Origin of the sequence: Streptomyces koelreuteriae (assembly GCF_018604545.1) — a bacterium.
Lineage (GTDB): Bacteria > Actinomycetota > Actinomycetes > Streptomycetales > Streptomycetaceae > Streptomyces > Streptomyces koelreuteriae.
Genome location: NZ_CP075896.1, coordinates 1,678,710 through 1,691,954 on the forward strand (window position 1 = coordinate 1,678,710; position 13,245 = coordinate 1,691,954).

Sequence of the window (13,245 nt, forward strand, 5' to 3'; positions counted from 1 at the left end):
GCGGGTGCTCCAGTGGGGTTACCAGACACCCGACCCAGGAGGCAGCCATGACCAGTGCCGCGCCCCCTCCCCCCGCTCCGCCCGCCCCCGACCGGACGCCCGGCGACTCCGGCAGCAGTGGCGACGCCTGGGCTGCCGGGGGTCTCACGCTCGGTGGCACCCTGATGGTCGTCTACGGCCTCTTCGCGGTGTTCCAGGGCATCGCGGCGATCGCGAACGACGAGGTGTACACGAGCTTCGGCGAGTACGTCTTCGCGTTCGACCTGACCGCGTGGGGCTGGATCCACCTCGTCGTCGGGGTGCTCGTGGTGCTGGCCGGGTTCGGCCTGTTCACCGGCGCCACCTGGGCGCGGGTCGTCGGCGCGGGCGTGGTCGGGCTGGCGCTGATCGCGAACTTCATCTGGCTGCCGTACCAGCCGTTCTGGTCGATCATCATGATCGTGACCGGCCTGTTCGTGCTGTGGTCGGTCTTCAACTACCGCGCCTCCCCACCGGCGTAGCCGCCGCCCGGGGTCAGGACGTCGGCGGCGGACGCCGGTCGCGCTGGGCGACGACCGTGTGCAGATGGCGCGTCAGCGCGGTGGCCGCCGCCGTGAGGAAGACGAACGTGTACAGGATCTGGACGACGGCCACCATGCGGGCCTCCTGCCCGCTCGGGGTGATGTCGCCGTAGCCGACGGTCGCGAGCGTGACGACGGTGAAGTACAGCGCGTCGACCCGGGTGCGCAGGCCGGTGAACTGGCCCGGCTGCTGGGCGAGTGCGTAGTAGCCGGACGAGAAGACCAGTACGGCCAGGCACATCAGCAGGGAGATGACGAGGCCCGACCGGGTGTGCGGCTTCTCCAGCACGATGTCGCGCACCTGGCGCAGCAGCAGCGCGGCCACCAGTCCGAGGCACAGGACGAACAGCGGCCAGCCCAGCCAGGGGCGTTCCGCGCTGAGCCCCTCCAGGGGCAGCAGGAAGTAGGCGGTGCCCCCGGCCAGGACCAGGACTCCCGCACCGGCCCACAGCCAGCGGGCCACGGCCGGATGCCCCGGGTCCCGTCTCCGCTTTCGCGCGGGGTGGTGCGGCTGCTCGCTGCCGTCGCGCATAGGTCCGGTCTACGACGCATCGGGGGGTGGCGCTAGCCCGGTGCCTCCGTCGGTGAACCTCAAATGTTCCTCTGAAGGCATCCGGGGCAGGGTTCGGGGCCGGGCGGCTGGGCCATACCCCCCTCACGTTCGAGGTACGGGCCGTGCGGAGGAGGGGGACGAATGGAGCGACTGGGGACGGGCATCGGGTGGCGGCCGGAGATCGCGGACGCCGTGGAGCGCATGCCGGGGATCGACTGGGTCGAGGCCGTGGCCGAGAACGTCTGCCCCGGGCATCTGCCAAAGGCGCTGGAGCGGCTGCGCGAGCGCGGCGTCACCGTGGTGCCGCACGGCGTCTCGCTCGGCCTCGGGGGCGCGGACCGGCCCGACGAAGGGCGGCTGGCCGCGCTGGCCGAGCGGGTGGAGGCGCTCGGCTCGCCGCTGGTCACCGAGCACATCGCGTTCGTACGGGCGGGCGGCGCGCTGACGGCGTCCCCGCGCCTGGAGGCGGGCCATCTGCTGCCCGTGCCCCGGACCCGGGACGCCCTCGACGTCCTCTGCGAGAACGTCCGTATCGCGCAGGAGTCGCTGCCGGTGCCGCTGGCCGTCGAGAACATCGCCGCGCTGATCTCCTGGCCGGGCGAGGAGATGACGGAGGGCCAGTTCCTGTACGAGCTGGCCGACCGCACCGGTGTCCGGCTCCTCATCGACGTGGCCAACCTGCACACCAACCACGTCAACCGCGGCGAGGACCCGGCCAAGGCCCTCTCCGAGCTGCCCCTGGAGGCCATCGCCTACGTCCATGTCGCGGGCGGCTTCGAACGCGACGGCGTCTGGCACGACAGCCACGCCCACCCCGTCCCCCGCCCGGTCCTCGACATCCTCACCGACCTCGCCTCCCGCGTCTCCCCTCCGGGCGTCCTCCTGGAACGCGACGAGAACTTCCCGGAACCGGCGGAACTGGAGCGCGAGCTGGGCTCGATCCGACGGGCACTGGAGACGGGCGCGGTCGAACGCGTGAAGACGCAGCTCCTGGAGGAGGGCAGCGCGGCCGCGCGGCGCGCGAAGGAAGGGGCAGGTCACGACGGTGGGCTGCTCACCGATGCCGGACGGACCACAGAGACCGGGGCGGTCGGGGCGACACGGGGCGCCTTCGACCTGCCCCACCCCGGGGCCCGGGAGCGGGTGGGGCTCGCGCAGGCCGCGTTGTTGTCGGCGCTGGTCGCGGGGACGCCCGTGCCCGAGGGGTTCGACCGGGTGCGGGTCGCTGTACAGGCGCGGGCGCTCGCCGCGAAGCGGGCGGATGTCGTGGGGAAGGTCGCGCCCGAGCTGCCGGTGATCCTCGGGGAGGACTACCGCACCGCCTTCCTCGGCTACGCCCAGACCCACCCGATGACCGACGGCTACCGACGCGACGCCCTCACCTTCGCCGAGCACCTGCTGTCCTCAGGTCGCCCCGGGGACGCGCAGGCGCGGCGGGAACTACGGGAGTGGTGGCTGGAGCGGTCGGGACCGAGTCCGCGCTCCCGCCGCCCCGGCCACCGACTCGCTCGCGCCACACGCAGGGTCCTGCTGCGGCGTTGAGGGCCCCGGCCCCTAGAGCTGCTTCTCCGGTACCGCGTCGCCCGCCAGGGCGTCGCCCCGGCCGTAGTGGTGCGTCGTGAACATGTAGATCAGGCCCGACCCCACCACCACACCGCCGCAGATCAGGACGATCCAGTTCTCCCACCACGACTTCTCCGGGGAGCGGGCCCAGCAGATGTTGATGATGGCGAGGATGCCGTAGACCAGCGCCGCGATGTTCACGGTCAGGCCCCAGCGGCCCAGGGTGAACTCCCCCGCCGGACGCCAGCCCTTGAGGCGGGCGCGCAGCGCGGCCAGGACCACCATCTGGAACGAACCGTAGATGCCGAGGATCGCGAACGAGACGATGTTGGTGAGGGCGTCCTCGGACAGCAGTGAGGCGAAGGCGATGAGCAGGGGCACCGCCGCGGACACGAACAGCGCCCAGCTCGGCACCGCACGGGAGTGGACGAACCGCCGCAGCAGCTTGTGCCCGACGATCATCTCGTCCCGGGCGTAGGAGTAGATGAGCCGCCCGGCCGCCGCCTGGAGGCTGATCGTGCAGGACAGGAAGGAGATCAGCACCACGGCCATCACCAGCCGCGCCCCGGTCTCGCCCATCGCGTCGTACAGCACGGTCACCACCGGGTCGGCCTGCTCGCCCGAGATGATCGCGTTGAAGTCGGTGACCGACAGCAGCAGCGACATACAGGTGAACGTGGCCGCCGCGCCGCCGATGTAGATGGTGCGCCGCATCGCCCGGGGGATGACCCGGCCCGGGTGGGCGACCTCCTCGGCGGTGTCGCCGCACGCCTCGAAGCCGTAGTACTGGTAGAGGCCGATGATGGCGGCCGCCAGGAACGCCGGCAGATAGGAGCCGTCGCCCTCGGTGCCGTAGGTGTCGAAGATGATGCCGATGTTGTGGTGACGGTGGGTGGCCAGCAGGTAGATGCCGACGACGAGGGCGCCGATGAGCTCACCGGCGAAACCGATGATGGCCGCCGCCGAGAGCCACTTGGTGCCGCAGTAGTTGATGAGGATGGCGACGACGATGAGCACGGCGGTGCACAGCACGGTGGTGTGCACGGTGGCGTCGAAGCCGAAGAGGATGGCGATGTAGGGGCCTGCGCCGTACGCGACGGAGGTGATGGTCACCAGCAGCGCCCACATGTACACCCAGCCGGTCATCCACGCCCAGCGCTTGCCCCACAGCCGCCGGGCCCAGGGGTAGACGCCGCCCGCGATCGGGTACTGGGCGACGATCTCGCCGAAGATCAGCGCGACGAGGAACTGGCCGCAGCCGGCCAGCACGAACGCCCAGATCATCGGCGGTCCGCCGTCGACGATCGCGATGCCGAAGAGGGTGTAGGTGCTCACCACCGGGGAGAGGTAGGTGAAGCCGAGGGCGAAGTTGGCCCAGGGGCCCATGTCCTTGCGGAACTCCGAGCCGGGCTCCCCTCCCGGGGTGCCCGCGGCCGGTGCGGGAGGCGGTGCGGTGGTCACTGTCCGGCCCTCCGTTCCGCGGCCGGGGTGCGGCCGCTGATCAGGTCGGCGGCGCGTTCGGCGGTGAGCAGGACGGTCACCATGGGGTTGATCGTGGGCATCGTCGGGAAGATCGACGCGTCGACGATCCGTACGCCCTCGAAGCCGCGCAGTCTCAGCTCCGGATCGCAGACGGCCAGCGGATCGTCCGGGGCGCCCATGCGGCAGGTGCCGGCGGGGTGGTAGACGGTGTGCGCCACGCGGCGGCCATACTCCGACAGGTCGGCGTCGGAGACGACGTCCGGGCCGGGCGCGACCTCGCGGACCAGCCAGTCGCTCAGCGGGGCGGTGGCGGCGACCTCGCGGGCGATCTTCAGACCGTCCACGATGGTGCGCTCGTCGTGCCCCTCCGAGTCGGTGAAGTACCGGAAGTCCAGGGCGGGGTGCTCGGCGGGGTCGGCGCTGCGCAGCCACATGCGGCCGGTGGACCGGGCGCGCGGCACGTTCGGCGTCATGCAGACGCCGTGCTGCGGCACGGGGTAGCCCAGGCGTTCGGTGTTGACGGTGAACGGCACCTGGTAGAAGTGGAACATCAGGTCGGGGCGCGGCCCGCTCTTGTCGCGGCGCAGGAACAGTCCGGCGTCGGAGTCCATCGCGGAGTTGGGCGGCAGCGGGCCGTCGGTCTCCCAGACGATCACGGACTCGGGGTGGTCGAGCAGGTTCTCGCCGACGCCGGGCAGATCGGCCCGTACCTCGATACCCAGCTTGCGCAGGTCGTCGGCGGGGCCGATGCCGGAGAGCATCAGCAGGCGGGGGGTGTCGACGGCACCGGCGCACAGCAGGAGTTCGCGTTCGGCGCGTACGGTGGCGGGCTCCCCGTCTGCGCCGCGCACGGCGACCCGGGTCAGCCGTCCCGCGTCGTCGGTGAGCAGCCGGTGCGCCCAGGTCTCCAGCAGGAGCGTGAGGTTGGGCCGGTCCATGATCGGGTGCAGGTAGGCCACGGAGGCGGAGGAGCGCAGATTGCCCTCCGGCTCGTAGGCCAGCGAGAAGAAGCCGGTGCCGTCGGCGAAGGGTTCGGCGTTGAAGTCGTCGACCACGGGGACGCCGAGGGCGCGGGTGGCCGCGGTGACGAAGTCCTTGGCGATGGGATTGCGGTCGGCCTCGGCCACCGGGACGATGTTCGTCCGCAGCCGGTCCCGGTAGGGGAGGATCGTCGCCGGGTCCCAGCCGCGGCAGCCCCGGGCCACCCAGTCGTCGAGGTCCTGCGGCAGCGGCAGGAAGCTGATCAGCGTGTTGTGGGAGGAACAGCCGCCGAGCACGCGGGCCCGGGAGTGCAGGATGTGGGAGTTGCCGCGCGGCTGTTCGACCGTGGTGTACCCGTAGTCGTACTCCGAGTCGAGCAGGTTGATCCAGTTGCGCAGGCGCAGGATGCGCTCGTCGCCGACATCGCTGGGGCCGCCCTCGATGACGCAGACGCGGCAGTCGGGGTCCTCGCTCAGCCGGGCGGCGAGCACGCAGCCGGCGGTGCCGCCGCCGACGATGACGTAGTCGTAGGCGGACTCGGCGCCGTGCGCGGTGGTGGGGGCCATGCGGTGCCTTTCTTCGGTGGCCGTCGCGCCGCGGGCGGGCGGGCGGCCGGTCTTCGGTGGTCGTCGCGCCGCGGGCGGGCGCCGTGCTGCCGGAAGGTCAGCCCTTGAACCAGCCGGAGGGTGCGGGGGCGAGGTTCTGGTAGATGTGCTTGGCCTCCTGGTACTCGCGCAGCCCGGTGGGGCCCAGCTCGCGGCCGACGCCCGAGCGGCCGAAGCCGCCCCATTCGGCCTGCGGCACATAGGGGTGGAAGTCGTTGATCCAGACCGTGCCGTGCCGCAGCCGCTGCGCGACGCGCTGGGCGCGGCTCGCGTCGGAGGTCCATACGCCGCCGGCCAGGCCGTAGCGGGTGTCGTTGGCGAGTTCCACGGCCTCGTCCTCGGTGCGGAAGCGCTCGACGGTGACGACCGGGCCGAAGACCTCCTCCTGGACGATGCGCATGGACCGGTCGCAGTCGGCGAAGATCGTCGGCAGCAGGAAGAAGCCGCGGCTCAGGGCGGGGTCGTCGGGGCGGGTGCCGCCGGTGACGAGCCGGGCGCCCTCCTCCCGGCCGATGGCGATGTAGCCCTCGACCTTGTCGCGGTGCTCGGCGGAGCTGAGCGGGCCGCTCTCGGTGCCCTCCTCCAGGCCGCTGCCGAGCCGGATCGCCCGTGCGCGCTCGGCGTAGGCCTCGACGAACCGGTCGTGCAGGGAGTCCTCGACGAGCAGGCGCGAACCGGCCGAGCAGACCTGCCCGGAGTGCAGGAACGCGGCGTCGAGCGCGTAGTCCACGGCGGCGTCGAAGTCGGCGTCCGCGAAGACGATGTTGGGGTTCTTGCCGCCCAGTTCCAGGGCGATGTTCCGCGGCCCCTCGGCGGCGCTGGCCATGATGGACCGTCCGGTGTTGAGGCCGCCGGTGAAGGACACCAGGTCGACGTCGGGGTGGCTGGTGAGGGCCGCGCCGACGGTCGCCCCGGAGCCCAGCACCAGGTTGGCGACGCCGGGCGGGGCGCCGGCCTCCTCGATGAGCCGCACCATGTGGATCGTGGTGAGCGGTGTGACCTCGCTGGGCTTGAGGACGAAGGTGTTGCCGGCGGCGAGCGCCGGGGCCACCTTCCAGGAGGCCTGGAGCAGCGGGTAGTTCCAGGGGGCGATGAGCGCGCACACGCCGATCGGCTGGTAGACGACGCGGCTCAGCACGTCGGGGCCGACGTCCACGATCCGGCCGCCGTCCTTGCCCGCGAGTTCGGCGAAGTAGCGGAAGGCGTTGGCCACGTCCTCCACGTCGATGCGGGCCTCGGCCAGCGTCTTGCCGGTGTCGAGGGTCTCGGTGCGGGCGATCTCCTCCTGGTCGCGCAGCAGCAGGTCGTGGACGCGCAGCAGCAGGTCGGCGCGCTGGCGGGAGGGGGCGTTCGCCCAGTCCTCCTCGGCGAAGGCACGCCGGGCGGCGCGTACGGCGCGGTCCACGTCGGAGGCGTCGGCCTCGTCGACGCTGGTGACGACCGAGGCGTCGTAGGGGTTGACCACCTCCCGCCGCCCACCGGCCGTGGCCTGTGTCCACTCGCCGTCGATGTACAGCTCACCCACCGCGGGGCCTCCTTCGGATCCGGCCGGTGCCGATCGGCTCGACGGTCAGCAACATGGCCCATCGGGAGGTCGGCGGCCACAGGGCACACCGCCGCGACGGCGTCCGGGCCGCCCAGAGGACCCGGGTGGGCTAGTCGCCCGGCCCCGCGCCTGCGCGCCCGAGTGTGCCGGGACTAACACCCGGGCCGGGCCCGCCGAGACCCAGGGGCCGGTATGCGCCTGTTTACGCGGATAGGACCCCCGACGCGGCTCCCCCGATCGCCCCGTCCTGTCCCCGATGCAACCATTCGCCCGTGTACGGCAGTTGGCGTAGAGCGCGCCGTACCATGTCGTTTCCGCACCCGAAGCGCACTAGCGTGCGGTGCCGTACCAGGAGGCACCACCATGCGACCCCGACCCCCCGTCAAGGGCCGAGGCATCGTCAGCGGCACCGGACTCATCGTCATGTGCCTCGCGGCGACGCTCGCCGCGCTGGTCTTCTCGCTCTGGCCGTACGACGGCCGGCCGGAGACGGCGCCGGGCGCGCTGAGCGCGCAGACGCTGCGGACGAGCTACGGCCCGCTGTCCGCCCTCGACCAGGAGTTCCTCGTCAAGATCCGGCGGGCCGGGCTGTGGGAGCCGGCCGCGGGGCGGCAGGCGGGGACGAAGGGGACCACCCCGGCCGTGCGGGCGGCCGGCCGGAGTCTTGTCGAGGGGCACCGGTTCCTGGACGAGCGGGTCCGCGGCGCCGCCGCCCAGCTGAGCTTCACCCTGCCGGACGCGGCGGACGACCAGCAGAAGCAGTGGCTGGCCACGCTGGACGAGGCGCGGGGCGAGGAGTACGACCGGCGGTTCGCCACCGCCCTGCGGCTGGCCCAGGGCCAGGTGTTCCCGGTCGTCGCCCAGGTCCGCGCGAGCACCCGCAACTCCCTGGTGCGCGACCTCGCCGACGACGCCACCACGACCGTCCTCGGCCACATCAAGACCCTGGAGGCGACGGGCGACGTCGACTTCGACGCCGTGGCCCGTGACATGGCCACCGGCGGCACGCCGTCGACCCCGGCCCCGACCTCGGTCCCGTCCCGGACGCTCCCGCCGCCCGCCTTCCGCCCACCCCCGGAACGGTGAAACGGAACGTCACATACCGACAACACTCCGTCCGGATCGTGAATGAGGCATGGTGCTTTCGGGACCGTGTCACATACAAACAACATATGCTCTGGGTTCTTTTCCTGCTGGCGGCCTGGGTCGTGGCGGGCACGGCGTGCACGCGGCTGTGCCTGGCCGCCGTGCGCGCCGCGACCGGCGGCGCGGACACCGGCCAGGTCCATGAACTCACCCTGTACGAGGCCGCGTTCCTCTCCGGCGGACCCCGGCGGGTCGCCGATGTCACCCTCGTCGCGATGGCGCGTCAGCGGCGTCTGCTGCTGGCGCACACCGGCTGGGCGACGGTCGTCGATCCGCGCGGCCGGGACGCGATGGAGCGCTCGGTGATAGGGGCCATCGGACCCGAGGGCCAGTCCCGGATCGCCCCGGTGCGGGCCACCGCCGCCGCGGCGGACGCGGTGCGCGGGATCGCCGACGGACTGGTGCGCGCGGGCCTCGCGGTGCCCGACAGCGCCCGTACGACGGTCGCGACCGGAGTCCGGCAGGTCCGCGTGGCGACGGTCGCCGTGCTCGGTCTCGGCGTCGCCGCCCTGCTGACGCCGGTCCCGCCGGACCTGCCGCGCCATCTGGTCGCCCTGTGGTTCGCGCTGCCGCTCACCCTGACCCTGAGCTGCCTCGCCGTCGCGCGGGTCGAGATCCACCCGTACTCGCGCTGGGCCTCCCCGGCGGGTCAGCGGCTGCTCGGCGCGCTGGCCCGGAACGCGGACGGCACCGCCGACGACCGTACGTACCTCACCTCGGTGGCCGTACGCGGGGTCCGCGCGGTCGGCGAACCGGATCTGCGGGCCGCCTTCGCGCACCGCGAGGCACACGACTGACGGACCGGGGGCGCACGGGAGCATTGGCTCCGACACCGGCGGACGGTGCTTGCCTTCCTCAATCGCCGCACCAAACATCCCTTTTGTCGCCACTGTGCACCGAAGGGAAACGCGATGAGAGCCGCCCTCCTCTACTCGGCAGCGGGGTCCTTGCTGTTGAGCGCCCTGACCGCGGCCCCGGACGTCGAGGGCCGGTCCGCGGCGCCCGAGTCGCAGGGCACCGCGGTGGCCGCCGCGCGCGCGAAGGCGGCCGGCATCCGGTTCGGCCCGTGCGACGACGCGCAGGACCTGCCGGGCGGCATGCGGTGCGGCACGGTGACCGTCCCGCTGGACTACGCCCGGCCGAACGGCCCGCAGATCCGACTCGCCGTCAGCCGCACCCGGGCCACGCAGAAGGACCCGAACAACAGCAAGCGCAAGGTCCCCCGGCAGGGCGCCCTGGTCTACAACCCCGGCGGGCCCGGTGCCACCGGCCTGTACTTCCCGATCGTCGGACTGCTCCCCGAGTGGAAGCGCATCGCGGCCGCCTACGACCTCGTCGGCTACGCCCCGCGCGGTGTCGGCCGGTCCGCGCCGCTGTCCTGCCAGGACCCCGTGCGGTTCTTCAAGGCGCCCACCCAGGCGCAGACGTACCCCTCGGCGGCGTTCAAGAGGGAACGGGTCGCGCAGGCGAAGGCGTACGCGCGCGGCTGCGCCGAGCGGGCCGGCAGCGCGCTGCGGCACTACCACTCGCTGAACAACGCCCGCGACCTGGACGTACTGCGCGCCGCGCTCGGCGAGACGCGGCTGACGTTCCTGGGCTCCTCGTACGGCACCTACCTCGGGGCCGTGTACGCGACGCTGTTCCCCGCGCATGTCCGGCGGATGGTGTTCGACTCGGTGGTCGATCCCGACCCGGCGGAGATCTGGTACCGCAACAACCTCGCCCAGTCGGCGGCGTTCGAGCGCCGCTGGCGGGACTTCCGGAGGTGGGTCGCCCGGCACCACGGCGTGTACGGGCTGGGCGGGACCGCGCGGGAGGTACAGCGCCGCTACGCGCGTGCGCACGCACGGCTGGCCGCCGACCCGGCCGGCGGGAAGGTGGGGCCGGGGCAGTTGCAGGAGGCGTACCTTCAGGCCGGGTACTACGACGACCAGTGGCCGCTCCTCGCGCACGCGCTGTCGGCGTACCTCAAGGGCGATCCCAAGCCGCTGGTCGAGCAGGCGAGCCGGTATCCCGAGGCGGCCGTCGAGGCGGAGAACACCCGCGCGGTGTATCTGGCCGTCGAGTGCAACGACGCCCCCTGGCCGACGGACTGGCGGGTGTGGGACCGGGACAACACCCGGCTCGCGCGGGTCGCGCCGTTCGAGACCTGGGACAACGTGTGGACGAACCTGCCGTGCGCCTACTGGCGGGCGCCGCGACAGCGGCCGCTCGATGTCGGCGCCGCGCCGGGCGTGCTCCCGCCGACGCTGATCCTGGCCGCCGAGCGGGACGCCGCCACGCCGTACGACGGTGCCCTGGAACTCCGCCGCCGTCTCCCGGGCTCGGTCCTGGTGACGGAGCGGAACGCGGGCGCGCACGGCCTGGCGGGCGGGCCGAACGCCTGCGTCAACGGCCACATGGAGGCGTATCTGCTGGAGGGCCGGCTGCCGGGACGGAGCGCGGGGTGCGCACCGCACGCCGAGCCCGAGCCGCGGTCGACGGCCCCGGAGCAGCCCGGGGCCGAGCGACGGATCCGCTGATCAGGCCAGACCGGCGACCAGTTCGGCGACGTCCTTGCGGCGGCCCGTGAAGAACGGGACCTCCTCACGGACGTGCATCCGGGCCTCGGAGGCGCGCAGGTGACGCATGAGGTCGACGATGCGGTACAGCTCGTCGGCCTCGAAGGCGAGGAGCCACTCGTAGTCGCCGAGGGAGAACGAGGCGACGGTGTTGGCGCGCACGTCCGGGTAGCCGCGGGCCATCTTGCCGTGGTCGGCGAGCATGCGGCGGCGGTCCTCGTCGGGCAGCAGGTACCAGTCGTAGGAGCGCACGAAGGGGTAGACGCTCACATAGTTGCGGGGCGTCTCGTCGGCGAGGAACGCCGGGATGTGCGAGCGGTTGAACTCGGCGGGGCGGTGCAGCGCCATGTTCGACCACACCGGCGTGAGCGCCCGGCCCAGCTTCGTGCGGCGGAAGAGGTTGTACGCCTCCTGCAGCGCGTCGCTGGTCTCCGCGTGCCACCAGATCATGACGTCGGCGTCGGCGCGCAGGCCCGAGACGTCGTACGTGCCGCGGATCGTCACGTCCTTCGCGGCGAGCTGGTCGAACAGCTCCTGGACCTCGTCGGCGTACCCGGCGCGGTCCTCGGGGAGGACGTCCTTCAGCTTGAAGACGGACCAGAGCGTGTAGCGGATGACCTCGTTGAGGTCCTTGGCCAGCTTGCCCTTGTTCGGGATCCTGCCGGTCTCGGGGGTGGAGGCGTCGTTGCTCATGTCCTCATTCTCCTGCTCCGCCGTGCAGGCTCTGCACCGGGTGGGCGGTGAGCTCCTCCACACCCCGCAGGTCACCCTGGATCTGGTCGACGGCGGCGTAGGCGCTCGCGATGCACGCCGGGATGCCGACGCCGTCGTAGGGGGCGCCGCACACGGCGAGCCCGGGCAGTCGGGCGATGTGCTCGCGGATGCGGGCCACGCGCGCGTGGTGGCCGACCGGGTACTGCGGCAGGCCGTCGTCCCAGCGGGTGACCCGGGTGGCGACGGGCGTGGCGTCCAGGCCGGTCGCCGCCTTCAGATCGTGCCGGGAGACGTCCACGAGCCCGCTGTCGTCACGCTGGAGGATCTCCGTCTCGCCGTACCGCCCGACGGACGTGCGCAGGACGAGCAGGTCGGGGTTCTCCTCCGCGATCCAGCCCCATTTGCGGGAGGCGAAGGTGGAGGCCTTGATGGTGCGTCCGTCGACGGGCGGCACCAGGAAGCCGCTGCCCTCGGGCAGGGCCGTCTCGGCGCGGCGATAGGCGAGGGTGACCAGGGCCAGGGAGGCGTACTCGACGGCGCCGAGCTCGGCGGCGGCCCCGGGGCTGTCGGAGCGCAGGAGGCCGGCGGCCGCCGGGGCGGGGACGGCGACGACGACCGCGTCCGCGTGCCACACGTGCACCCCGGAGACGACCCGCCACCCGCCGTCCACCGGGGTACGGCGCAGCTCGGTCACCGGTGTCCCCGTCAGGATCTCGCCCCCGCGGGCCCGGACGGACTCGGCGACCGCGAGGGGCAGGGTGCCCACCCCGCCCTGGAGGCCCATGAACACCGGGCCGGTCTGCTGGGCCGCGGCCGCCTTCGCCTGGATCTCGCGGACTCCCTCCGTGAGGGAGGTGTGGCCGCGGGCGGCCTGGAAGAGCTGGGGGACGGCCGAGCGCATCGAGATGCGGTAGGCGTCGCCCGCGTACACGCCGCCCAGCAGGGGTTCCACCAGGCGGTCGACGACCTCGCGGCCCAGGCGCTCCGCCACGTACTCCCCGACGGCCACGTCGTCGCCGACCTCGGTGCGGGGCAGCTCGGCGTCGCGCTCGATGCGGGCGAGGCCCTCGTCGGACAGCAGGCCGGACAGGGCGGCGGCGGTGCCGGGGACACCCATCACATGCCCCTTGGGCATCGGGCGCAACGCACCCCGGGTCCAGATCGAGGCCGTGGCCGTGGCCGGGGGCCGGAGGCGGTCGGTGAGGCCCACCTCGCGCGCGAGCGCCACCGCCTCGGGTCGGCGGGCCAGCATCGACTCGGCGCCGAGGTCCACGCGCGCGCCCGCGATCTCGCCGGGCAGCAGCTTGCCGCCGACCCGGTCGGAGGCCTCCAGCACGGTCACCCGCGCCCCGCGCTCCAGCAGCCGGTGCGCGGCGGCCAGGCCCGCGATACCCGCCCCGATGACGATGACCTGTCCCGCGCCCGCAGGGGCTTGAACTTCGCGCATGTCTCCAGCCTCTCAGACCCCTCCGACAGCGCCGCCGTGGCCCGCTGTCCGGTGTTCCGGTGTTCCGGTGTTCCGGTGTCCCGGACG

General features: G+C 72.9%; 11 protein-coding genes. 5 read left to right on the forward strand and 6 right to left on the reverse strand.

Translation table 11 applies throughout. The annotated features are described in order from the left end of the window. Positions 1-47: 47 nt before the first annotated feature. Positions 48-500: a DUF7144 family membrane protein gene (locus KJK29_RS07400; RefSeq protein ID WP_215117909.1), complete on the forward strand. Its 453-nt coding sequence runs from the start codon at positions 48-50 to the stop codon at positions 498-500. A 13-nt stretch (positions 501-513) separates the two neighbouring features. Here KJK29_RS07400 and KJK29_RS07405 read toward each other — a convergent pair whose 3' ends face one another. Next, positions 514-1,092, reverse strand: coding sequence for a potassium channel family protein (locus KJK29_RS07405; RefSeq protein ID WP_215117910.1), 579 nt, complete (start codon positions 1,090-1,092; stop codon positions 514-516). A 162-nt stretch (positions 1,093-1,254) separates the two neighbouring features. Between KJK29_RS07405 and KJK29_RS07410 the strand changes: the two genes are divergently transcribed. Continuing rightward, positions 1,255-2,655 (forward strand): DUF692 domain-containing protein, encoded by a 1,401-nt coding sequence (locus KJK29_RS07410; protein WP_215117911.1) that lies wholly within the window; start codon positions 1,255-1,257, stop codon positions 2,653-2,655. Between the two features lie 12 nt (positions 2,656-2,667). On the opposite strand, the gene KJK29_RS07415 is transcribed toward KJK29_RS07410, so the two are convergent. The 3 genes from KJK29_RS07415 to KJK29_RS07425 all read right to left on the reverse strand — a co-directional run bounded on the left by KJK29_RS07415 (position 2,668) and on the right by KJK29_RS07425 (position 7,269). Next, positions 2,668-4,137 carry an APC family permease gene (locus KJK29_RS07415; protein WP_215117912.1) on the reverse strand — a complete coding sequence of 490 codons (1,470 nt, stop codon included), beginning with the start codon at positions 4,135-4,137 and terminating at the stop codon, positions 2,668-2,670. Next, a complete protein-coding gene (locus KJK29_RS07420) occupies positions 4,134-5,705 on the reverse strand; it encodes a GMC family oxidoreductase (protein WP_215117913.1) in 1,572 nt (523 codons plus the stop codon). The genes KJK29_RS07415 and KJK29_RS07420 overlap by 4 nt, the downstream gene beginning before the upstream one ends. 97 nt (positions 5,706-5,802) lie before the next feature. Next, the gene (locus KJK29_RS07425) at positions 5,803-7,269 is read right to left on the reverse strand and encodes an aldehyde dehydrogenase family protein (protein ID WP_215117914.1); all 1,467 of its coding nucleotides are present in this window, start codon (positions 7,267-7,269) and stop codon (positions 5,803-5,805) included. Positions 7,270-7,653: 384 nt separating this feature from the next. Between KJK29_RS07425 and KJK29_RS07430 the strand changes: the two genes are divergently transcribed. The 3 genes from KJK29_RS07430 (at position 7,654) to KJK29_RS07440 (ending at position 10,958) form a co-directional block, all read left to right on the forward strand. Then, the gene (locus KJK29_RS07430; RefSeq protein ID WP_215117915.1) at positions 7,654-8,376 is read left to right on the forward strand and encodes a DUF4142 domain-containing protein; all 723 of its coding nucleotides are present in this window, start codon (positions 7,654-7,656) and stop codon (positions 8,374-8,376) included. An 86-nt stretch (positions 8,377-8,462) separates the two neighbouring features. Beyond that, positions 8,463-9,233 (forward strand): TIGR04222 domain-containing membrane protein, encoded by a 771-nt coding sequence (locus KJK29_RS07435; protein WP_215117916.1) that lies wholly within the window; start codon positions 8,463-8,465, stop codon positions 9,231-9,233. Positions 9,234-9,347: 114 nt separating this feature from the next. Next, complete coding sequence (locus KJK29_RS07440; RefSeq protein ID WP_215117917.1) at positions 9,348-10,958, forward strand: alpha/beta hydrolase; 1,611 nt, start codon at positions 9,348-9,350, stop codon at positions 10,956-10,958. Here the strand turns inward: KJK29_RS07440 and hemQ are convergent, their stop codons facing one another. Beyond that, positions 10,959-11,690, reverse strand: coding sequence for a hydrogen peroxide-dependent heme synthase (gene hemQ, locus KJK29_RS07445; protein ID WP_215117918.1), 732 nt, complete (start codon positions 11,688-11,690; stop codon positions 10,959-10,961). A 4-nt stretch (positions 11,691-11,694) separates the two neighbouring features. Further along, positions 11,695-13,158 carry a protoporphyrinogen oxidase gene (gene hemG, locus KJK29_RS07450; RefSeq protein ID WP_215117919.1) on the reverse strand — a complete coding sequence of 488 codons (1,464 nt, stop codon included), beginning with the start codon at positions 13,156-13,158 and terminating at the stop codon, positions 11,695-11,697. Positions 13,159-13,245: the final 87 nt, after the last annotated feature.

Excerpts from the sequence above, each read along its gene's own strand:
- hemG (WP_215117919.1), bottom strand. The coding sequence starts at position 13,158 with ATGCGCGAAGTTCAAGCCCCTGCGGGCGCGGGACAGGTCATCGTCATC.
- KJK29_RS07405 (WP_215117910.1), bottom strand. The coding sequence starts at position 1,092 with ATGCGCGACGGCAGCGAGCAGCCGCACCACCCCGCGCGAAAGCGGAGA.
- KJK29_RS07440 (WP_215117917.1), top strand. The coding sequence starts at position 9,348 with ATGAGAGCCGCCCTCCTCTACTCGGCAGCGGGGTCCTTGCTGTTGAGC.
- KJK29_RS07410 (WP_215117911.1), top strand. The coding sequence starts at position 1,255 with ATGGAGCGACTGGGGACGGGCATCGGGTGGCGGCCGGAGATCGCGGAC.
- KJK29_RS07420 (WP_215117913.1), bottom strand. The coding sequence starts at position 5,705 with ATGGCCCCCACCACCGCGCACGGCGCCGAGTCCGCCTACGACTACGTC.
- KJK29_RS07435 (WP_215117916.1), top strand. The coding sequence starts at position 8,463 with ATGCTCTGGGTTCTTTTCCTGCTGGCGGCCTGGGTCGTGGCGGGCACG.
- KJK29_RS07430 (WP_215117915.1), top strand. The coding sequence starts at position 7,654 with ATGCGACCCCGACCCCCCGTCAAGGGCCGAGGCATCGTCAGCGGCACC.
- hemQ (WP_215117918.1), bottom strand. The coding sequence starts at position 11,690 with ATGAGCAACGACGCCTCCACCCCCGAGACCGGCAGGATCCCGAACAAG.
- KJK29_RS07400 (WP_215117909.1), top strand. The coding sequence starts at position 48 with ATGACCAGTGCCGCGCCCCCTCCCCCCGCTCCGCCCGCCCCCGACCGG.